Origin of the sequence: Hymenobacter translucens (genome assembly GCF_020685205.1) — a bacterium.
Classification (GTDB): domain Bacteria; phylum Bacteroidota; class Bacteroidia; order Cytophagales; family Hymenobacteraceae; genus Hymenobacter; species Hymenobacter translucens.
Window position 1 is genome coordinate 453841 of the sequence record NZ_JAJERB010000002.1, and the last position, 21259, is coordinate 475099.

Consider the following 21259-nt stretch of genomic DNA (forward strand, 5'->3'; position numbering starts at 1 on the left):
GCTGGTGGTGGAAAAGGCGCGGGAATTATTGCTGGGGCTTGTCGTAGTTCACCATCCAGTCGATGCCGAAGCGGTCGGCGAACATGCCGAACGTGGCGCCCCAAAACGTGTCCTGCAGCGGCATCGTGATGGTGCCACCGGCGGAGAGCAGCTCAAACAGACGCTGGATTTCCTCCGGGCTCTGGCAGTTGATCGACAGCGAAACCATGTCGCCCTTGCTGACGGGTCCCATGCCGGCGTCGGAGGCCATCAGCACCATATCGGCAGTGGTCAGCGAGGAGTGCATCACGTTCTGCAAGGCGTCGGGCGCCACGTGCTCGGCGGCGGGCGTGCCCTCAAACGTCTGCACCATCAGCTCGCCGCCGAGGCACTGCTGGTAGAAGGTCATGGCCTCGCGGCAGGTGCCGTTGAACGTGAGGTAGGGGGTAAGACGGGGAGTGCTCATGGGTGATATACTTAAAGGTGGATGATGAATTCAGTAGTGGCGGGCACCGCCATTGCTAATAAATGTAGTATCATTGCCGGTGCTCTGATGCCAACAAAATTAGTAAACGAAGGCGCCTCTCAGCAGGGGTAAATCCGACGAATTCAGGGTTGATTGCGACACCACCACCGCTTAGCTTTAAAACCATGAAGCACATTTCCATTCTCGTTCCCAAAGGAGCCGTGCTCGGCAGCATCGAAGGGCCCCGACTGGTATTCAGCGAAGTAAATGCCCTGTTGCAGCGTATGGGCCAGCCCCCGCTGTTCCGGATTCAGCTTGTCGGCCTTACCCGCGAGACGCCGGTGTGCGGGGGGCTCTACACCATCTCCACCGACCTGCTGATCGGGGACGTGGAACGCACCGACCTGGTCATCATCCCGGCCGTGGACGGAAACCTGGCCGCGGCTGTGGAAACCAACCGGGAGTTCCTGCCCTGGATTCTGGCCCGGTACCAGGACGGGGCCGAGGTCGCCAGTCTGTGCCTGGGCGCTTTTCTGCTCGCCGCCACCGGCCTGCTCAAGGGTCGGCAGTGTACCACCCACTGGGCCGCGGCCAACGACTTCCGGCTGATGTACCCCGAGGTAGAGCTGATTGAGGACCGGCTTATCACCGACGAGCACGGCATCTACTCCAGCGGCGGGGCCTTTTCCTACCTGAACCTGGTGCTGTACCTGATCGAGAAGTACGCGGGCCGCGACATGGCCGTGTTCTGCGCCAAGGTGTTTCAGATCGACATTGAGCGGGTCAGTCAATCGGCGTTTGTGGTGTTCAACGGGCAGAAAGCCCACGCTGACGAGCCCATCAAAAAGGCCCAGACCTACATCGAGGACAACTACCAGGAAAAGATTACCGTGGACCAGCTGGCGTCGATGCTGGCACTGGGCCGGCGCAACCTGGAGCGGCGCTTTAAAAAGGCCACGGCCAACTCGGTGGTGGAGTACATTCAGCGGGTAAAGATCGAGGCCGCCAAAAACAGCCTGGAGTCCTCACAGGAAAACGTGAACGAGGTGATGTACCACGTCGGCTACACCGACCCTAAAGCCTTCCGCCTCACCTTTAAGCGCATCACCGGCCTCTCGCCCAAGCAGTACCGCGACAAGTACAACCGCGCCCGGGCGGTGGTGGCGTAGGCAGGGAAGAGGTGCGCATAGGCAAGCCTGCTACCAAGTGAGACGGTCATTCCGAGCAAGTAGCTTATCCAACCACGGACTGAGGACCCGAATAGCACCGTAGCTGCTCACCCGTGCTGACATTGTTGGGAAAAGAACGTCATGCTGAGCGGAGCAACGCGAAGTCGAAGCATCTCTACCGCTTCGTTGGATTACTATTTCAATGAAGCGGTAGAGATGCTTCGCGGGGCTCAGCATGACGGTCTAATTAGTACTTCTAGGTGAGCCGATTAGCTGCTGTTATCCTGGAATAGCTAGCAGCCAACTGCCATCAGCCGAACCCTAATGCGGCATGTGGCTGATCTTGGCTTCGTCGAGGTCGAGCTGGGCTTCCTGGTGGCGCAGCATTTCTTCTTCGAACACGTCCTCGTGGTGAAGTACGAACAGCTCCTCGCGCTGCACGCGCAACACGTCGAGCAGCACCTGGTGGTAGCGCTGCAGGGCCCGCTGCTTCGACTCGTCGTAGTCCAGGGCTTCGAGCAGGTTGCCGGTGCGCTGGGCCTCGGCCTGCATGCGGTGGTGCAGGGCCCCGATCAGCTCGTTTTCCGCCATGTCAGTGGCGTAATGCTGGCTCAGGCGGGCAATTGCCACCCGCCGCAGCCGCAGGCGGATGCCGGCTTCCTGCTGCTCCGGCGGCATCCGCTCGTCGATTTCGGAAACCTTGGTGAAGCGGATGATGGCCGGCAGGGTGAGGCCCTGAAAAACCAGCGTCACCAGAATCACCACGAAGGTGATAAACAAAATCAGGTTGCGCTGCGGAAACGCCTGCCCGTTGCTCAGCAGCAGCGGCACCGACAGCGCCGAGGCCAATGACACCACGCCCCGCATCCCGGCCCAGCCGATAATCAGCGGGCCCTGCCAGCCCGGACTGGTTTCCGCCTCCCGGATGCTGCGAAACAGCCAGCGGGGCACAAACGCGGCCGGATACATCCACAGCAGCCGGATCAGAATCACGATAACACTGATGATAAGGCCGTAGCCAATGGCCTGGCCGAGCGAGTAGGAGCCCAGCCCCTGGACCGCCACCGGCAGCTGCAGCCCGATCAGGATAAACACCAGCCCGTTGAGCACGAAGCCCACACTGCTCCACACGCTGGCCGCTTGCAGGCGGGTGTCGGCGTCGAACACGCGGTGGGAGCGTTGGGAGAGCAGCAGCCCCCCGCTTACCACGGCCAGCACGCCCGAGAAGTGAAACTGCTCGGCCAGCAGGTACATCGCGTAGGGGGCCAGAAAGGTGAGCACCGTGTTGATGCTGGGCGTGGTGGGCAGGTAGCGGTGCAGCAGGTAAAATCCATAGCCCACCACCAGCCCCACGGCCAGACCCATCCCGCTGGCCAGCAGAAAGGAGGTGGCTGCCTGCTGCCAGGAAAACGCCCCCGACAGCACGGCGGCCAGGGCAAATCGAAACACGATCAGGGAGCTGGCGTCGTTGATCAGGCTTTCGCCTTCGAGGATGCTGGTCACCCGCTGCGGCACGCGCACGCCCTTCAGCACCGAGGTAGCAGCCACCGCGTCGGGCGGGGAAATGATGCCGCCCAGCAGAAAGCCCAGCGCCAGCGTAAAGCCCGGAATCATGGCCTGGCTCACGTAGGCCACGATGGTGGAAGTGAAGAACACCAGCCCGAAGGCGAGCAGGGCAATGGGCCGCTTCCACCGCCAGAACTCCCGCCACGACGTTTCCCAGGCGGCCTGGTAAAGCAGGGGTGGCAGGAAAATCAGAAAGATCAGGTCGGGCTTGATGACGATGAGCGGCAGGCCCGGCACGAAGCCCAGGGCCAGCCCGGCCAGGACCAGAAAGATCGGGTAAGAGATGCGCAGCTTCTGGCTCAGCATCACGAGCAGCAGCATGGCAAACAGGAGGCCCAGGACCAGCAGAATCGTTTCGTGCAGGGCGGTTTCAGGCATAGCGGGGTCGGCAATACATCGTTAGGGCCGGAAGGTACTAAGCCCGCCGCGTTGCGCCGCCCGGCCGGTGAGCTGCCAACGCGCCGGCTGCTTATCTTACCCGTCGTATGTCCGACCTTTCGCAGTACCTCACCCGCATTCGCAAGCTTAAGACCAGCCGCCTCGGGGGCGAGGAAGCACCCTACAAGCCGGCCCTGTTGCTGGCAGTGCTGGAGGGAATTCAAGAAGGCATTATCCTCGACAACCAGATTGTCATCACGCCCGAACTACTGGCCGCGTTCCAAAGCAACTGCCGCGACCTGAGTGTATCGGGCCGGTTTCGGGCCAACAACTTTGCCCTGCCGTTCTTTCACCTGACCGGCGACAAGCTCTGGCACCTGCACACCCACTTCGGCCAGCCCCTGCTGCTTACGACGTCGGGCTCCCCACGCAGCCTGGGCCACCTGCGGCAAACGTTAGCCTACGCAGCGTTGGATACGCCCTTGTGGGAACTGCTTCAGGATGCTGCCATGCGCCAACTGTTCCGCGACGCGCTGCTTGACCGTTACTTCCCGCAAACCCGCTTCCGGTACCGCCCCACCGCTGGCCCCGACGTGCTGCGCGACCTGGGCCGGCAGATGCTGGAAGAGCCCGCGGCCGTGTACAGCACGCATATCAACGTCGCCGACGAAGTGGAAATTGCCGTGCGCAGCGCCGTTTTCAAGCGCGAGGTACTACGCGTTTACAACTACACCTGCGCCATTTCGGGCCTGCAGCTGATCAGCACTGGCACCAGTGCCGTGGCGCCCCTGCTCGATGCCTGCCACATCGTACCCTGGTCCGTCAGCCACGACGACACTATCGGCAACGGCCTGGCTCTCACGCCCACCCTGCACCGCGCCTTTGATCGTCACCTGCTCCGCATTGACCAGGACTATCGGGTGCGGATAGCGTCTTCCTTCCGTGAGCTGCGGGGCGCAGAGCATGGCTTGCTGCAGTTCGAAGGGGAGAAGCTGCGGCTGCCGGAGCGGTCAGAGTGGTGGCCGCGGCGGGAGGGGTTTTGCCCAATGGGTAGCTAATCAAGAAGTGACCGACCAGCACCGCATCGTGGCGAAGCTGGAACAGCTCATGCAGCACTGCGATGCGCTGGATTATCGAATACGGGAAAGCTGGTAGCTGGCTGAGCAGCTGCTGCAAACCGCCCTGCGCGAGGCCCTGGCCCCCCGGCCGGCACTGCCGCTACGGAGGCAGAAGCCGAGCCGGAGCCGGCCGAGGCGACAAGAGAAGCAGCGGCCACACCCCGCCACCGGGGCCGCCCCGCCCGCAAACCCTACTAGCTCTGGGAGCAGATGGATTTCGGGGAATTGCTGGCGGGGTTGGATGGGGACTAAGGTCCCGCTGCGTCGTATATAAAACAGCCCCGGCTGCCTGCGCGGCCGGGGCTGTTTTATGTATGGTCGAGGGGAGTAACAATTACCCTGCTTCAACATCGCTCAGTCTGAAGAGAAAGAAAGCTGGTAAAAATTAGTTGATGTTGGCTATTTGTTGAAACTCATTGTTTAACGAATTCTATGAAATATGGCTGGTGCCAGGATCCTTTGCAGCTCCTTTTGTTGTCCCAGGTTGTTTTTGATGAGCAATGTGCGCTCTTTACTTCGCCTATCATACCGGACCTGTAATACCTATGAGGTCTGTTTGCTAAAATTTGCATTCCTACCCATTGTTCAATGGCTTGTTTTGCCTGGTCGTTAACGGTACCCTGGCTGCAGCATCCGCTCGTTCCCTTCCAACTAATTGAGGCCGTTCCCTCTACTCTTAAAATATTATCGGGTGCGAGGGTTGACTTGTTGCTAAGGTCTTCTGCGGAACTGATATCGACCTTAATAGAATCCTTTGCTGCCTTTGCCCATGTAGTATCAGAATCTAATTTAGTAAAATCAGATTCTTTCAGATTCACTATCATGTCTTCCTCTTGAGTGCTCTGCTTATTAGCATCAGCCTGCCTGTTATCGCCACATCCATAAATTCCAAAGACTATCAGGGAAGTAAGAATCAAAATTACCTTTTGGCCAAGTGTTTTCATCGTCTGTTCGTTTATAAATAACCTACTCATTTGGCTTTTCGGTTTCGCCCCGTTTTTTAAATGGTTTCTGGTCTCCATGTTCATGTTTTATGTTACTCCGGAAGGTTACGCCATTGGTTTGTTCAGACCACTAATGTTTTAAGGAAATTCAGAATTAAATGCCTTGCCACTGCCATTCTCTTTGTGATGGTGCGGGGAGCGGCTAATCTTGCCCGGAGCGTTTCTGTTCCCTAGGAATGTGTTTGAATGGAGACTTAGTTTGACTTCACTCGACATGATGAGAGTAAGATTCCCGAGAATGGAAAGAATCCTCTCAGATTCCTGTTTAACTATTGCTTCAGTCGGAGTTACTGATTGCTTCGGTGACTCCGACTGAAGCAATGCCTCGGCTCAGCTGATGGTGAGCAGGCTGCCAAGCTCCCCGGTGCGCAGGCTTTGATTGCCGAAGGGCTTTGCCCGCACTACCAGCCGGTACTGTCCATTTGCAAGAGTTGCCGGCACCATGAACAGCAGCTCGCTGGGCTTATTGGTGAGCAGGCGGGTGAGGTAAGTTTCAGTGCCGTCGGTGGCGACCAGGAACAAACCCTGGGTAACGTCAGTGTCATCGAACTTAAGCCGTTCCCCGGTGAGGCGGGCGGTGCCGCCCTTGGTGAGACGGTCGTTGGTAGTGTCGGAGGAGAAGTCGTGAAGCTGATCGGGCTGGGGCTGCACGGTATCGGCACGCACCTGCTCCACGCTCAGTCCCTGCTCGGCCTTGCGCAGCCGCAACCCCGGCGATACCCGCACCCGCAACTGGTGCCGGGCGGCGTCAAAGGCGTCCTGAGCCGAATCGAAGGTGCCGGTGAGACCCAGGCCTACCACAAATAGGTCCGAAACCACCCGGTTGCCGGCCTGTACCTCGGCTACCACGGCTTGGCTTAGCTCCTCCCAGAAGGCAAGGCCCTCGGCCGCCGTCACGGTAGAGCCAGGACGGGAAATTTTACGCATGATGTCCTCAATGCTGACGGAGGTGTTGTGCTGCACCTGGCCCCGGTAGTCATCGGGCGCGGCGGTTAGCTTGTTTTCAATAAGCGAATAACGGATGGGCATAGTAGTGGAACTGATTAGAGATGAGCACGCTCAAATATGAGCGTGCTTCATTCTCTCCGAATCAGTGTCAGCACTGAATGTTAGGCTCCCTATGCGCTTGAATTCTAGGTGCTACAGGCCGAAATTCAGGAGTGTTGGAATGAGCTGCCTGCTTCGTAAGCCACTAGAGCGTGTTATTGACTTAGCAGGTTGATGTGATTTGCTTTGACAAGCATCAGACAGGCAAAGACGAGATAATGAATGCCCTCCAGGGTCGTGGTGAGGCGTTCGTAGTCCCGTGCCAATCGTCGGAACCGGGCGGCCCAGGCGAAAGAGCGTTCCACGACCCAGCGCTTGGGCAGTAGCATAAAGCCTCGTTTGGCCGCGGGTAGCTTGACCACGTGCGTTTCGATACCCTATGCTACCGCCGCCTAGGCCGGTCCCTGTCCGGTGTAGCCTTGGTCGACGTAGGCCAGCGTGACCGATTACCCGGTAATGGCCTGCACTTCTTCGGCCAGGGCCGCTAGTTGGGCCCGGTCCTCTTCGTTGGCCGGCGTGACCAGCGTCGACAGCAAGTGCCCCAGCGTGTCCACGGCGATGTGCACCTTGTTGCCTTTGCGCCGCTTGGCCCCGTCGTAAGCGGCCTGGTGCCCGCTTTCGGGCGTGCTTTGCAGCGTACGGCTGTCGAGCAGGATGGCCGAGGGCTAGGCTGGGCGGCCTTGGGCCGTGCGCAGCAGCTGACATAAATCGTCGACCATCGTTTCAAAACACCGGGCCTCGAGCCAACGGCGCAGCTGCTGGTTGACGGCCGGCCAAGCCGGAAAATCATCCGGCGGGTAGAGCCAGGGCACCCCCATACGGGCCAAGAGGCGCACGACATCGAACAAGCACCGCAGGGGGTACTCCCGCTGCGGGGCCGCTTCGCTAATCAACGTCAGGTAGGGCGCAGCAAAGCCCCATTCTTAGTCGCTTACATCGCTCGGATAACTAGGGTGGGCCTTTTCATCCCAGTTGCTCAACAAGTCATTAACACGCTCTAGACTAGTCTGTTCACCACTAAGGAGTCGTTGTAGTTGCTATACAGCACCAATTCAGACCCGGTTCGGGAGAGCATTGAGTAAGCGATTCGTTTTTTCGAACAGGACTTTCGGGGCAGTGCACGCTCAGTGCCTAGGCTGCGCGGGACAGGGTGTTGTCGCTTATCATAAGGTGAGTTATTCATGAACACAAAGCCCCGCCGTAGTTTACGGCGGGGCTTTGTGTTGAGACTGCTGTCTAAAAGAAGTTAAACTAAGGAATGTGCTGATACTGCCCTAAGCGATAGGCGTACAATATCGCTTCAACATCGCTGACCGCAATGCTGTCGCGCTGGCCTGGTACGCCTTTGGGTAAGGTCGTACCAACAGGTACGCCCGCTTGGTTAATCGTTATGCAGTCATTGAGCGGGTAGTGCATGATCGAGTAGTAGTTGTATGGCTCCCGGTCCTTAGCGGTGCGGTCTTTGTCGAACGCCAAGCTGTAGTTATTATTCTTAAGGCAGTTTTCCGCGATTGTTACATAACCGCTTCTATCCCCTCTGTTCTGTTCGTGGTACAGACCCAGTAGGTGCCCAATTTCGTGTGCAACCGTACCAGTAGGCCGGTTGTTTTCTAGCTTGATCAACTGCTTGCCTCTACGTATGCACCCAACAAAGCTAGATGACTCCGTCTGGTTCACGATGAATTCAGCATAATCAACATCTGAACTAGTGCTGGGTCGGAACTGGACTGGAATGCGCCGCCGCCACCAACGCATGCCGTCCATAATGCGCTTGCCAATTTCTTTGGTTGTATCCACGTTCGCATTAAGCGTGTACGGCACCACGATCATGCTTCCTGAAGTATCCCATACATTAGCGGTAACCACGCCGTCAAAAGTCTGAACCTCTTTTTCCGCAGTCACACCTGTATCTGCAGCTGCCTCCATGCCTGTGTCTGTATTTGCAGGTAGCGGAAATAGCATGTCTCCCTCGACCAACAAGGCGTCACCAGACCTTTGACCATAGACCGTATATACGTTCTCACCATAAAGCAGCCGGATCGAAGCATTAGCTGAAGCCTCTGCGCTTGGTGGGGAGTTCTGGTCTTGTTTCGGGTTGTCCTGTGAACAGGATTCAAAGACCATTACTATTGCAAGCAGTACTGCTATCTGCAGCCGCTTTTTACTGGTAGTAGTAACCATTGGATTGGAGTATGTTGGAGTGAAGTATGTTGTGTTGGAGTAGAGTATAATGACATGCTCAGCTAAAGCGCGTTATACATTATTAATAAGCCTAACATATCATAGGCCTAATACAGGAAGTATGGTTATCATAACTCGTCCTGGACAACATGGCTGAGCAAGTAAGTCATCGCTTAAACCACAATAACGCACCGGTGCACCTGCATTTCCGGAGCGTGCCTATAAACCGGCTGGCACGCCGTGCAGTGGTTAATACGCCTTAGAACTTATACATGTACCCAAGGGAAAGGGCAAGCTTAAAGTCTAGTTGCGACACCGTTACTTGTTTGGGCTCTTCGTTGTAAACAGCCATTGGACTGTACACATTGCTTCGACGATCAACGTACCCTCCCATAGCCAGCACGTCCACGGTTAGTGCTTGTTTCCGTCCCACGGAAAGCCCTGCGCCAGCGGCCAGGCGTGGCCGCACTTTGTTGCTGATGGCCAGGGCGGGGCCAATGGAGCCGTGCAGGCCCACCAAGTTGTTCATGGAGGTGGGGTAAATTTTGTTGCCAAAGTGCAGCAGGGCAGCAAACCCCAGTTCCCCGCGGCTTTCAGGTTCTTGGACAACACGATAGTCCGTGCGCGTATCGGAGATTTTAGTTGCGGAAACGCTGTACGCCTCATTGGTCAGCCCGCCGCGGTAGATTGAAGCGCCGCCGCCAATGTAGAATCGTTTGGTGGCAGGGTATTCTAACTCGGTCTCGAACCGCGGTAGGTTTGTATCCGTGCGGATCGGCTCTACTTTGATTTTAATGCGTGAGTAGTCACCCTTCAATTGCAGCGGTAGCGAGATATAGGACGTCGCTTTGTTGTTCTCCAGATGGATAAGCGCGGTGAGCAGCGTTGTGACTTTACCCGCATCAATTGCGGCGGCAGCCTTGTCACCTGTTGTTTTCAAGGCCGTGAACGCGTTCTCCAAGGCCGCAGCACCTTTTTTTAGTTCTTCGTCCGCCGTGATTGTACCGAGGTTGTCGTACACGTACTGATTGAAATTCGTGCTTGCAACTACTGCCTGTTGACTCACATCGCTAATACGTTTGCGCAACTTGGCGCTGTAGTCGAGCACTTTGTCCGCTGCGAAACCTGCGGCAAGAGCCGACTTCATGGGATTGCTCGCGTCTGCTTGATAGCTAAGCCCAAAATTACTCACGGCCAGTACCAGCGCGTCCACTTGCCGATTGATGTTGCGCAAAGAGTCCGTGTGCTGACTCACAAGTTTCTTATAATGTTCGAATTGCGTATTGACCTGATCTTTTTTCCGAAGCTGCGGGTCCGTTTCAACGTGCATGATGCGCTTAGCCTTGTCATTTAAAGCATCATCGCTGAACAGTTGCGACTTAGCTACACGCTCGGCTTGAGCTATCGAGGAAAGGGTCGTAAAGTCTGGAATCTGACCCACGGCCTTGGTCAATGCGTCCAGCCCGATGCTCTCAAAAGTCGGAAACGTCAGGGTCGAAGCGATGGTCGTGTCTTTGTTGGCGAGTGTTACTTTGTAGACGTTTAAGTTAATGCTATCGATTTTCACATAGTAAATGCCGTTTTGACGTATAGTTGGGGTAGGATACGAGATCGATCTGTTGCTCAAGTTTATCTTTATCGTGTTCGTGGCATTCTGCCTGGCACTCTGCTGCGCGTGTGCTAGGCTCGTTGTGAGCCCCACGAAGAAGGAGAGAAGAGAAAGCCGGAGTAGCATTTTATACATGTCTGATTTGTAAAGAGTGAGGTTATCATTAGGAGGGATGCGCGAAGCTCAAGCGATGGAAGGAAGTAATCATTTGTGTGCTCCGGCTATTGGTGGCCCGGACCGCTGTACAGCTTCGCATGCGCAGCACCTGCAATAAATTCGGCTTGGGATCCATTACTGCCATCGATAGCAATCCAAGAATCGCTTCAGCGACTGACCCGCGAGCATCTGCGATCCAAGCGGTGCCCAAAGTAAAATTAGGTACCCCTGCTCTGCATCAGTGCTAGCACTGATTTGTGGATCACACGGTGAGCTGACCAGCGACAAGCAGACGTATTGCCCGCAAAGTCAGCTCAAGCCACCTTAAAACTCGACTGCTACTAGCCCTAGAGCGTGTTAATGACTTTCCAGCGAGTTGAGCAATTTTTCAGCTGGCATGAGTATGATAAAGGTACGCCATAGGTCCATCGAGACCGAGAAGATGCCGTAGCGGGCTGCTTTACGTCCGGGTTATTTAGAAGTATTGCTCACAAGGCCTCAAAGTCACTAACACGCTCTAGGGCGTCTGGTGGGCACTTGAAAATCCAAGAATAGCAACTCCCCGAAATGGCAGGCTGATGTAGTATGGCTAATGTGCCCTTTCTACTGCCTCTGCGAATGAGTGCCAGCACTGAATTTCACACCCCCACCCACCCCCGCTTCACTGCCAGCACCGCCAGCCCCAGCAGCGTCTTTGCCCCAGCTTTCTGCAGCAGCGCCCGGCGGTGGCTTTCCACGGTGCGCACGCTCAGGCAGAGGCGGTCGGCTATTTCCAGGTTGTTGTGGTCGGCCACGACGAGGTGGAGCACTTCCAGCTCCCGGGGGCTGAAGGGTGAGGGCGGGCCGCATGGGCATAGCCGGACGGCAGGCTCAGCATCAAGCCAGGGCGCAACGGCATCAATAAAATCGGGAAGGGGCGTGTGGCGGTCAAGCCAGGCGACGGGGCCGGGGTGAGGCTGGTAAGGCCGGGGGCAGGGGCCGTCGGAAAGCACCAGCATGGGCTGGGAACGGCGGGCCTGAATTCGGGGAAGCAGCGTGAGCAGGGACTCGTCGGACAGGTAGCTGTCGACGATTACTAACGAATAGGCGTGCTGACTCAGCAGGGCCGGCAGCTGCTGGGTCGCGGGAATAATGGTGATAACAGAAGCAGGCCAGGAGTCACGCAGGGTAGCCAGCAGCCCCTGACGATAAAGTGAAGGAGCAGCGGCAACAAGCACCGTGGGAGTGGCAGACGACATAAAAGCGCGGGTAAAGGTTGTTACATGGGCAGGAAAAGGTTTGTTGGAACAATAGGTGACTGGTGGGTTAGAGCGGGGTTACCGGCTGTAAAGGCACACGCCGGTATATAGCCCCAAGGTGTTGCTTATTCCGCAGAAAAGAAACAGTTGATAAAAGAATAATGCAGAAATTTTTCTACTGTTCTGCTTATTCGCCCGCTGTTTTTCGAACCTAGCTCTGCTACCAGTGGCAGTAGCTGGTTGCCGAAGCGTCCGGCAAAGCTTCACCCGGGACCACAGTTCCGCCCACTTGGCTACCCGATTCCTGGTAGATAGGTATATTTAACGTCTCCAACGCTTCCGTTATGCCCGCTTCTGTCTCCCTGGACCATCTGCATATCCTGTACCGCGCTGACATCGGGCTGCTGGTGTGCCGGTGGATGCGGCAGCCCTCCCGGACCGAGCTGGAGCAGGGCTACGCAGCCATTCTCGATGCGGCCGTAACCCACGGCTGCGCCCGGTGGCTGATTGATGTGCGGCGTCGCGATACTGCTTTCCAGGATGCTACCCCGTGGATGCAGGCCGATTTCTTTCCCCGGGTAGCCGCCCGGATGCCCGAGACCGTACTGCTCGCTTATCTGTTTGCCCCGAGTCACCTGGCGGAGCTGGAAGCGGACCCTGCGGTGCCTTCGCTAAGCTACTTCGACGGCCGGCCGTACCGGGTGCAGCGCTTTATTCAGGAGCAGGATGCCATGAGCTGGCTGCAGGTAGGTGCTCCGCCGGTAACGGCTTCGGCACCGGCCAGCCGGTAACGAATAAGTAGGGAGGCTGACCAATAACCAGACGGTCGTTCCGGGCTTGTTGCGCATCAACCAGGGAACGGCGTAGCCGAACGTCACCGTAGCTGATCTGGCGTGGTTTGATAGTTCTGACAAAGGGCGGTCATGCTGAGACCTGCGAAGCATCTCGACTGCTTCGTTGGTATTCCTATTCAACATAGGACGCAAGATTAGCTGCGCTGTCCTTCGGCTCCCCGCCAGGTTCGAAATGATGTTCTTCAATCCATGACCATTCATATGGGGATGGGCAGATCATAGGAACGCGGCGACGGGGCTTTGCTACCTTTGCCGCCTACCCCAACCAATCCACCGATCTTCATGGAAACCCCGTTCAGCCTCAACATCACGCCCGCCTACGCCGAAGCCTTGTTCCAGCAGCACGGGCGGGAGCAGGGGCATAACGCCATTGCCGACCTTGAAGACGCCATCGGAGCCGCCATCTACCGCCTGCAGCAGCAGCACGACATGCTGCCCGGCACCGGCGACCGGCTTTACGTCGAGGATGAGCTGATCGTAGTAGTGCAGACCCGCAGCTTCGAGGCCGACGGAACCGTATGGTTTGCCATTGGTCCGTTCGTAGCCCCCACGGCGTGAGCCAGGCGCGGTTGTAACCAATCGGGTAAGTTAGCGTTGCAAGCCCTACCCCGGCCGTTGCGCGGCGGGGGCTTGTTTCACGCAATGTGCCCCATGATGAAAACGTACTCCCTGGCCGGCCTCGGCGCCGCCGCAATCCTGCTGTTCAATGGCTGCTCCACCAACCCGGTCAGCGGCAAAAAGGAAGTGATGCTGGTATCGGAGGGGCAGGAAATTGCCATGGGCCAGCAGGCTGACCCCCAGATTACCGCGCAGATGGGGCTGTACCCCAACGAAACGCTCCAGCGCTTTATCGACGAGAAGGGGCAGAAGATGGCGGCCATTGCGCACCGCAGCAACCTGAAGTACCAGTTCAAGATTGTCGACTCTCCCGTCATCAATGCCTTTGCCGTGCCGGGCGGCTACGTGTACTTTACCCGGGGCATTATGGCCCACTTCAACAACGAGGCGCAGTTTGCCGGGGTGCTGGGCCACGAAATCGGCCACGTGACGGCCCGGCACTCAGCCCGGCAGCAAACCAAGGCTACCCTGGCCCAGGTGGGCCTGATTGGCGCGGCCATTGCTTCGCCCCGGTTCGGGCAGTACGCCGAGCAGGCTTCGCAGGGACTGGGTCTGCTGTTTCTGAAGTTCGGGCGCGACGACGAAATGCAGGCCGACGAGCTGGGCGTAGACTACTCCAGTCAGATTGGCTACGACGCCAAGCAGATGGCCGACTTCTTCGTGACGCTACAGCGGGAGCAGGAGAAAGGCGGCGCCCAGGCCCTGCCCGACTTCCTCTCGACCCACCCCAACCCCGCCGACCGCTATACCCGCGTCAACCAGTTGGCCAATGACTGGAAGCAGAAAAACGGAGCGGCTTCTACCAGCCTGGCCGTAAACCGCGACGGGTACCTGCGCATGATCGATGGCCTGGTATACGGCGAGGACCCCAAGCAGGGCTTCGTGGAAAACAACCGCTTTTACCACCCCGACCTGAAGTTTGAATTCCCGATTCCGGCCGGCTGGGCTCACCAGAACTCGCCCGCCCAGTTTCAGATGGCGCCCAAGGACGGCAAGGCCCTGATGTTTCTGACCCTGGTGCCCGGCACGTCGCTGGAAGCGGCGGCCCAGCAGGTGGTGCAGAAAAACCAGCTGCAGCCGGTGGAGTCGAAAAGCGTGACGGTAAACGGGCTGCCGGCCATTGCCATCGTGGCGGATCAGCAGCAGCAACAGCAGCAGGGACAGCCGCAGCAGCAACAGCAGGCTCCCGTACGCGCCCTGATCTACCTGATTCAGTACAACAACGCCATCTATGGCATGATGGGCGTTACGGCCGCTACCGACTTCAACGCGTTCTACCCGTCCTTCAGCGCTACCATGCAGGGCTTCGCTCCTCTCAATGACCCCGACAAGCTGAACCGTCAGCCCGAGCGGGTGCGCATCAAGACGCTGAAACTGCGCAGCACCCTGGCCGCCGCCCTGCGCACCTACAACGTGCCCGAGAAGCGCATGGAAGAAATGGCCATCCTCAACGGCATGCAGCTCAACGACCAGGTCAACGCCGGCTCCCTGATCAAGGTGATTGAGCGGTAGGGTTTAGAGCTGCAAGCTACAAGCGGCAAGCTTTTTTAGCTGTTGTCATTCTGAGTCTGCGAACCGAAGGTCGGAGTAGCCAAGGACCAGCCTCTGCTATAGCAAACAGCCTACAATGAAAAGCCCTTTACCAGCATTGGTAAAGGGCTTTTCTTATTTGCTTAGGTTTTCGGCTTATCAGTGGCAGATCCTTCACTGCGCTCTGCTACGCTCAGGATGACAGCACGACAAAAAAGCTTGCCGCTTGTAGCTTACGGCTTGCAGCTAATAACTCTTACAAATTCTTCAGCCACGCCTGACGCAGGGCGAGCTGGGCGGGGGTAGCACTGGGGTCGGGCTCAAAGATAAAGCGGTACACTTCGGGCTGGCCAACCAGGCGGCACTTGATCTTTTTCTCAACTCCGGCCCGGCGTACCACCAGCTCGTACTCGGTGCCCGGCGCGGTGGCCATGATGGTGCCGAACAGCTGGCGCAGGGTTTCGGGCTGCACGGGCTGGCCCATAATGCTGACCGGCTCGTCGCCTTCTTCCACCCCGCAAGCCCGCAGCTCAGGGCCCACCCGCCGCAGCTGCAGCGTATTCTGCGGCATGGCAAAGCCGCTGCCCAGCAGCGACACCTGCCGGCCGGTGCTTACCGACGGCCGGTAGCGGATGCCTACCCAGCCAAAGTATTCCTGGTAGGGCAGGGGCTCGGCGTTCTGCACATAGCGCCGCAGAAAGTCCCCGATTTCGGGATAGGTAAGGCTGGTGAAATCCTGGAAGAAAGTCTTTTCGCTGATGGGCTTGTCGGGGCCATACTTCTTGGTCAGCTCGATCAGCACGTCGCGCAGGCCGCGCTTGCCCCCGCTAAGCTGGAGCAGGCGCAGGTCGAGCAGGGTGGCGGTAAGGGCGCCGCGCTGGTAGATGTTGCCGTACTGCTGCTGGCCCTCGTCGCTGAACGAGTTCAATCCCAGCTTGCTCAGGCTGTAAGTGGTGTCGGCCCGGGTCCGGTCGTAAAGTACCTTGTCGTGCAGGGTGCTCAGGTACTTGTCCAGCGGAATCAGGCCGCTCCGCAGCTGCATGGTGTGGGAAGCCCATTCCGTAACGCCCTCGTACAGCCACAGGTGCTCCGAGCCGGTGGGCTGGACGAAGTTGAAGTGCTCAATGATTTCCGAGTGGATGTTAAGCGGGGTCACGATGTGAAAAAACTCGTGGGCCGCCATGTCGGTGATTTCCTGCACGAACTCCGGCGTCAGGGGCCGCTCCTTCAGCACATATTCCGAGCTGTAGGAATGCTCCCAGGCGCCGTTGTCGCGGTCCTGGAAATGGTATAGAAAGGCATAGCGCTTCACGGGCAGCTGCCCACCCAGAAACGCCTGCGCCGCCCCCAGCATCTTCTGCATCTGGTCGAGCAGGGGCTTGGCCTGCACTACGTCGGTCTGGGAGTAGCTGTACAGGATGACGTCCGCGTCACCAACCTTGGTGCTGGCTTCGGTGAGGCGGCCCAGCAGAATGGGCGAGTCCACGGCGTGGTCGTAGCTTTTCAGCTGGTAGTAGCCTTTGGCGTCGGGCACCAGCACGGTGCCCACTTTCCAGCCGGCGGGGTATTCGAGCTTCAGCTTCAGGGGCTCGGCCTGCAGGCCCTGGGGGTAGCCCAGTACCGTTTGGCCGTTGAGCAGGGCGTGGTCGGCTTCGAGCGACGAGCCGCACATGCGCATGATGTCGTGTTCGGTTACCGGCGTGTCCCAGGTTTCGGCAATGTCGTAGCGGATTTCCCGGATTTTCTCCGGCTCATCGAGCTGCCACTGGTTGGTCGACAGCTGCTTGGAGGGCAGGAGCTTCCCCTTTTTATCAAAGGCCTCGAACTTGCGCACGTAGCGGCCCATGTCCATCACCTGGTAGGTGCCGGGGGCGGTGGCAGCAAACTGGTAGATGCCCTGCTGCTTGCTCAGGCCTTTCACGGCCAGCTTCACCCGGAACACGTCCTCCTGGTTGGGGGCAATGGTAACCGTGTAGGTAAGGTCGGGGCCAGCCAGGGCGGGCACGGTCGTGAGCGAGAGTCCGGCCCACAGGCTCAGACGCAGGAATCCGTTCATCAGCAGTCAGAAATTGAAGTTCAGGCCAAGGATAGCAAAACCGGCGGATAGTTGCGTGCGGGCTGGTTTTCGGTCCTGAACTAGCCTCGACGGACTCCGCGTCGTATCTTGGTTGGCAATTGGCCGGCTTCAGCCAGCCACAATTTCTCTTTTGCATGCAGCTCCACCCCCTTGTCGACGAAGGCGGCATTTTTATCGGCTACGACCCGGACAACCGCTGGCTTTACGTCGACTGGAAAGGGGAGCACAACCAGGACTCGTCGCAGGCAGCCTGCCTGCAAATGTTGGAAAGTTTGCGCAGCTGGCCCTGTCACAAGATTCTGAACGACAACTCCAGCATCACCCGCACCACCGTGCATCTTTCGGAGTGGGGACAGTGGTGGATTGGGGAAATGCTGCGGGCCGGGCTTCAATACATTGCCTGGGTGTATCCCCGCGACTTTACCGCCCGTCAGGACACGGAGCGGGTGCTGCAATACGTACAACGCCCCGTTATAGCCACCTTCGACGACGTGGCCTCCGCCTACGTCTGGCTGCAGCAGCAGAACTGGCCGGTGTAGCGGGTCACCGCCACGGCGAATAGGCTGCGGTATGGGGCCAGATCAGGAATCGTTACTCGGAGGCATAGTCGACGCCGACCCGGGTAATCTGCCCTTTCAGCCTGCCGCGCTGTTTGATGCGGGTGCCAGGCAGGGGTTCAAGGCTGATGGTCAGGGACTGACAGTCCTGAAGATGAATTTCCCGGCTCTGGTAGCCGCCGGCACTGACCTGCAACGTCGATGGCCGGGAGTCAGTGCCCGGTAGCTCGATGACGTAGCGGCCTTCGCCATTGGTGCTGATCAGCGTTTTGGTGCCCTTAACCCCGACCGTAGCGCCCACAACCGGCACGTTGTGGCCGTCGAGCACTACTCCCATAAAGTAAGGACAGGCAATGCCGCCCGGCGTTCCTTTCTCCAGGCCCGCCGTGCTGGCGGCCGGCGGGGCAGAAACCGTTTCAGAAGAGGAAGAAGGTTGGGCCGTCACCATTACCGGGACCAGCACCAACGAGAGCAGAGCGTAGACAGGACGCATAAGGCAGGCTGGTTAAGGTGGGAAAACGGTGGTTGCTGACGCAGAGTGGCTACTGTATTGCTAATATAGTATAAATTATTACGAGTTAAATTACATAACGTTGAATGAATTTTAAGCTGTCCACCCCAGGCTCCTGCCTGACTATGCCATCCGGGACCTATTTTCTGCGGGCAGCTACTCAGCCGGTCTTTGTCGGCCGCATATTCGGAAGCTGAACAACCAAACCACCGCGGGCTTCGTCAAATCAGCCGCCGGATCGGCCGGTGACATCCCGCTTTGCTTCTTCGTAACTGCACCCCATGACCCCAGCTGCTCTGCCTGCCGGCTTCTATCAGAACCCCGTGCTCGACGAGGATTTCCCCGACCCGACCATTATCCTGGCGCCCGACGGCTGGTACTACGCCTATGGTACCCAGACCAAGCGGCCCGGCGGGGTGATTATCAACCTGCAGGTCGCCCGCTCCCGGACCCTGGTCGACTGGGAGCTGCTGGGAGAAGGCCTGCCCGAGAAGCCGGTGTGGGCCGATGCTACCCAGAAAATCTGGGCCCCGCACGTCAGCCTGCACGAGGGCCGCTACTACCTGTACTTCTCGGCTTTGCCCAATGCCGGCGGGGGCTTTTGCCTGGCCGTCGCCACGGCGGAGCATCCCGCCGGACCGTTCGTCAACTCTGCCGGACCCCTGCAGTGCGGCACCGAGGGCTTTGTACACATCGACCCCATGGCTTTCGACGACCCCGCCACGGGCCGCCGCCTGCTGTACTGGGGCTCAGGGTTCGGGCCATTGCGGGTGCAGGAACTGGCCTCCGACCGTACCTCGTTTGCCCCGGGCAGCCGGCCGATTGAGCTCGTGCAGCCCCTGGAGCACGAGGACCCCGACAACTACCAGCGCCTGGTGGAGGGCAGCTGGGTGGTGCTGCGCGACGGGTGGTACTACCTGTTCTACTCCGGCAACAACTGCTGCGGCGACGATGCCCACTACGGCGTGATGGTGGCCCGGTCGCGCCACGCTACGGGGCCGTTTGAAACCCTCTCGGAAGCCGGAGGGCATCCGCACAGCATCATTCTGGAAATAAACCAGCACTGGCGGGCCCCCGGCCACAACTGCGTGATTACCGACGCCGCCGGCCACGACTGGCTGGCCTATCACGCCATCGACCCCACCCAGCCTACCTTCGACGCCATCGATGCCGACCAGGGCTACTCCCGCCGGGTGCTTTTGCTCGACCGCCTCGACTACGTGGATGGCTGGCCCCGGCTCCTGCCCGGTGCCCCCACCCGCACGCCCCAGCCCCGGCCCACGGTAGCGGGTGAGTAGCGGGCTGCAACGCTGGCCCCCGGGCCGTGACTTTGCTAAAAAACAAAGCCGCCGAGGACCGGTTACCCTGGCACTGAGCTCAACAACCAACGTTTCGCTTCATGAAAACCATTTCCTCACTCCGCGGGCTGACCCTGCTGCTCGTTGCCCTGCTCTTTTCCACGCTAAGCTGGGCCCAGTCGGGCGCCAAGGCCCCGGCCAGTCCGCCGGCCACGGCAACCGGTAAAGCCGGCAGCGGCACGGTTACCATCAAATACAGCAGCCCGGCGGTGAAGGGCCGCACGATCTGGGGCGGGCTCGAGCCGTATGGCAAGGTCTGGCGGGCTGGGGCCAACGAGGCTACCACAGTGGAGTTTACCAAAGACGTCACCGTGCAGGGCAAGCCGTTGGCCGCCGGCACGTACTCCTTTTTCCTGATTCCGACCGAAAAGGAGTGGACTGTCATTTTCAATAAGGTCGCCAAGCAGTGGGGAGCCTATAAGTACGACGAAAAGCAGGATGCCCTGCGCGTTACGGTCATGCCGCGCAAAGCCGCGGCCATGACCGAGCGGCTGGTGTACGAAGTGGTGAGCCCCGGCATGGTGATGCGCTGGGAAAACGTGGAGGTGCCGCTCACGATTAAGTAAGCCCGCGTACGACGCCTCACCCAGGCCCAAAGCCCCGGCTATTCACTGGCCGGGGCTTATTTTTCCCGGGCCCAACGTCCATCCCATAGTTCAGCATGGGTTGCGGCTGATCGGGGGCAACCAAACCACGACTACTGCGGTACTATCAGCTATCCTATTTTCCGTTGAATGCCATGTCGTTTCCGGTAACCGTATATCAGCAGCTCGTTGAGCAGATGCATCAGGTGTTCTTCGTGTACAGCCTGCGGGAAGGGCGCATCACGTACGTCAACGATGCCTACGAACTGCTGCTGCACGGGCACTGCAACCAAGTGAATGAGGAGCTGCCGGGGTTGCTCAGGCAGATTCATCCCGACGATAAAGCCTACCTGGCGGGGTGCTTTGCCCACCTGGTGTGGGGCGAGGCCATGGAAAATATTGAGGCCCGCCTGATTCGCGACAACGGCCTTGTGCAGTGGCTGTGCTTGTCGGCCCACTGCGTGCAGGAAAACGGCGAAACCTTCCTGACCGGCTTTGCCCACGACATCTCCTCAAACAAGGAGTATCTGGAGAATGCGCACAAGTACAACATGAAGAAGAACTCCACCCTGGAGATTCTGTCGCACGACCTGGCCGGGCCGCTCAACCTGATGCACGAAGTCTCGGCCCGCCTGGGCCATAAGCTGGAGCATTATCAGAATGCCGACCTCAATGAGCTGGTGCGCATTATCCGAACCACCTGCGGCGAAAGCGTGGACCTGATCCGCGACTTCGTGGGCCACGAGTTTCTTGAATCCGCCAACATCGACCTCAAGCGCGAGCGGACGGATCTGGTGCATCAGACCAAGATTGTGGTGGACAACTACCGGGAGGGGGAGCGAAACGTCGACAAAGAATTTATCCTGCGCAGCAACCAGCCGTCCATCTACATCTGGATGGACATCAACAAGTTCATGCAGGTGATTAACAACCTGATTTCAAACTCTATCAAGTTTACGCCGGATGGGGGGCGCATTGAGCTGACTCTAGAGGAGAAGGAAGACCACGTGCTCCTTACGGTAACGGATAATGGCATCGGCATTCCGGAGGCATTTCACCCCGTGCTCTTCGACAAGTTCACCAAAGCCCGCCGCCCCGGGTTGCGGGGCGAGAAGTCGACTGGCCTGGGCATGTCGATTATCAAGACCATTGTAGAGCTGCACGAGGGCTCAATCGAGTTTGAAAGCGCCGAAAACCAGGGAACTACATTTTTTATCCGGCTGCCCCTGAGCCTGGGCGAGTAGCCGGCGGGCAGGGGC

Annotated in this window: 18 protein-coding genes and 1 pseudogene; 9 read left to right on the forward strand and 10 right to left on the reverse strand. The window is 58.5% G+C overall.

Going from position 1 to position 21259, the window contains the following annotated elements:
* Positions 1-25: 25 nt before the first annotated feature.
* A complete protein-coding gene (locus tag LJY25_RS05670; protein WP_227607269.1) occupies positions 26-445 on the reverse strand; it encodes a VOC family protein in 420 nt (139 codons plus the stop codon).
* 185 nt (positions 446-630) lie between these two features.
* Here LJY25_RS05670 and LJY25_RS05675 point away from each other — a divergent pair, with 185 nt between their 5' ends.
* On the forward strand, positions 631-1614 hold the full coding sequence (locus LJY25_RS05675) for a GlxA family transcriptional regulator (RefSeq protein ID WP_227607270.1): 984 nt from the start codon (positions 631-633) through the stop codon (positions 1612-1614).
* 321 nt (positions 1615-1935) lie between these two features.
* On the opposite strand, the gene LJY25_RS05680 is transcribed toward LJY25_RS05675, so the two are convergent.
* Positions 1936-3558 carry a Na+/H+ antiporter gene (locus LJY25_RS05680; protein WP_227607271.1) on the reverse strand — a complete coding sequence of 541 codons (1623 nt, stop codon included), beginning with the start codon at positions 3556-3558 and terminating at the stop codon, positions 1936-1938.
* A gap of 107 nt (positions 3559-3665) precedes the next feature.
* Between LJY25_RS05680 and LJY25_RS05685 the strand changes: the two genes are divergently transcribed.
* Positions 3666-4616, forward strand: a complete 951-nt coding sequence (locus tag LJY25_RS05685; protein WP_227607272.1) for an HNH endonuclease — start codon at positions 3666-3668, stop codon at positions 4614-4616.
* Between the two features lie 473 nt (positions 4617-5089).
* Here the strand turns inward: LJY25_RS05685 and LJY25_RS05690 are convergent, their stop codons facing one another.
* The 6 genes and pseudogenes from LJY25_RS05690 to LJY25_RS05715 all read right to left on the reverse strand — a co-directional run bounded on the left by LJY25_RS05690 (position 5090) and on the right by LJY25_RS05715 (position 11911).
* Positions 5090-5704 carry a hypothetical protein gene (locus LJY25_RS05690; RefSeq protein ID WP_227607273.1) on the reverse strand — a complete coding sequence of 205 codons (615 nt, stop codon included), beginning with the start codon at positions 5702-5704 and terminating at the stop codon, positions 5090-5092.
* Positions 5705-6010: 306 nt separating this feature from the next.
* Positions 6011-6709, reverse strand: a complete 699-nt coding sequence (locus LJY25_RS05695; RefSeq protein ID WP_227607274.1) for a DNA-binding domain-containing protein — start codon at positions 6707-6709, stop codon at positions 6011-6013.
* A 173-nt stretch (positions 6710-6882) separates the two neighbouring features.
* A pseudogene (locus LJY25_RS05700) lies at positions 6883-7707 on the reverse strand (IS5 family transposase).
* A gap of 271 nt (positions 7708-7978) precedes the next feature.
* Entirely contained in the window at positions 7979-8908 is a 930-nt protein-coding gene (locus LJY25_RS05705; protein ID WP_227607275.1) for a M12 family metallopeptidase, read from the reverse strand.
* Between the two features lie 259 nt (positions 8909-9167).
* The gene (locus LJY25_RS05710) at positions 9168-10475 is read right to left on the reverse strand and encodes a hypothetical protein (protein ID WP_227607276.1); all 1308 of its coding nucleotides are present in this window, start codon (positions 10473-10475) and stop codon (positions 9168-9170) included.
* 836 nt (positions 10476-11311) lie between these two features.
* Positions 11312-11911, reverse strand: a complete 600-nt coding sequence (locus LJY25_RS05715; protein WP_227607277.1) for a LuxR C-terminal-related transcriptional regulator — start codon at positions 11909-11911, stop codon at positions 11312-11314.
* A 344-nt stretch (positions 11912-12255) separates the two neighbouring features.
* Here LJY25_RS05715 and LJY25_RS05720 point away from each other — a divergent pair, with 344 nt between their 5' ends.
* From LJY25_RS05720 to LJY25_RS05730, 3 genes are all read left to right on the forward strand, one after another.
* Complete coding sequence (locus tag LJY25_RS05720) at positions 12256-12702, forward strand: hypothetical protein (RefSeq protein ID WP_227607278.1); 447 nt, start codon at positions 12256-12258, stop codon at positions 12700-12702.
* A 345-nt stretch (positions 12703-13047) separates the two neighbouring features.
* Positions 13048-13323 carry a hypothetical protein gene (locus LJY25_RS05725; RefSeq protein WP_227607279.1) on the forward strand — a complete coding sequence of 92 codons (276 nt, stop codon included), beginning with the start codon at positions 13048-13050 and terminating at the stop codon, positions 13321-13323.
* 93 nt (positions 13324-13416) lie between these two features.
* Entirely contained in the window at positions 13417-14895 is a 1479-nt protein-coding gene (locus LJY25_RS05730) for a M48 family metalloprotease (RefSeq protein ID WP_317206578.1), read from the forward strand.
* Between the two features lie 274 nt (positions 14896-15169).
* On the opposite strand, the gene LJY25_RS05735 is transcribed toward LJY25_RS05730, so the two are convergent.
* The gene (locus LJY25_RS05735) at positions 15170-16969 is read right to left on the reverse strand and encodes a M61 family metallopeptidase (RefSeq protein WP_227607280.1); all 1800 of its coding nucleotides are present in this window, start codon (positions 16967-16969) and stop codon (positions 15170-15172) included.
* Between the two features lie 155 nt (positions 16970-17124).
* On the opposite strand from LJY25_RS05735, the gene LJY25_RS05740 reads away from it, so the two are divergent.
* Complete coding sequence (locus LJY25_RS05740) at positions 17125-17529, forward strand: hypothetical protein (protein WP_227607281.1); 405 nt, start codon at positions 17125-17127, stop codon at positions 17527-17529.
* Positions 17530-17581: 52 nt separating this feature from the next.
* On the opposite strand, the gene LJY25_RS05745 is transcribed toward LJY25_RS05740, so the two are convergent.
* Positions 17582-18040 carry a carboxypeptidase-like regulatory domain-containing protein gene (locus tag LJY25_RS05745; RefSeq protein ID WP_227607282.1) on the reverse strand — a complete coding sequence of 153 codons (459 nt, stop codon included), beginning with the start codon at positions 18038-18040 and terminating at the stop codon, positions 17582-17584.
* Between the two features lie 299 nt (positions 18041-18339).
* Between LJY25_RS05745 and LJY25_RS05750 the strand changes: the two genes are divergently transcribed.
* From LJY25_RS05750 to LJY25_RS05760, 3 genes are all read left to right on the forward strand, one after another.
* The gene (locus tag LJY25_RS05750; protein ID WP_227607283.1) at positions 18340-19356 is read left to right on the forward strand and encodes a glycoside hydrolase family 43 protein; all 1017 of its coding nucleotides are present in this window, start codon (positions 18340-18342) and stop codon (positions 19354-19356) included.
* A 101-nt stretch (positions 19357-19457) separates the two neighbouring features.
* Positions 19458-19982: a DUF2911 domain-containing protein gene (locus LJY25_RS05755; protein ID WP_227607284.1), complete on the forward strand. Its 525-nt coding sequence runs from the start codon at positions 19458-19460 to the stop codon at positions 19980-19982.
* A gap of 173 nt (positions 19983-20155) precedes the next feature.
* Positions 20156-21244, forward strand: a complete 1089-nt coding sequence (locus LJY25_RS05760; RefSeq protein ID WP_227607285.1) for a sensor histidine kinase — start codon at positions 20156-20158, stop codon at positions 21242-21244.
* The last annotated feature ends 15 nt before the right edge of the window (positions 21245-21259 follow it).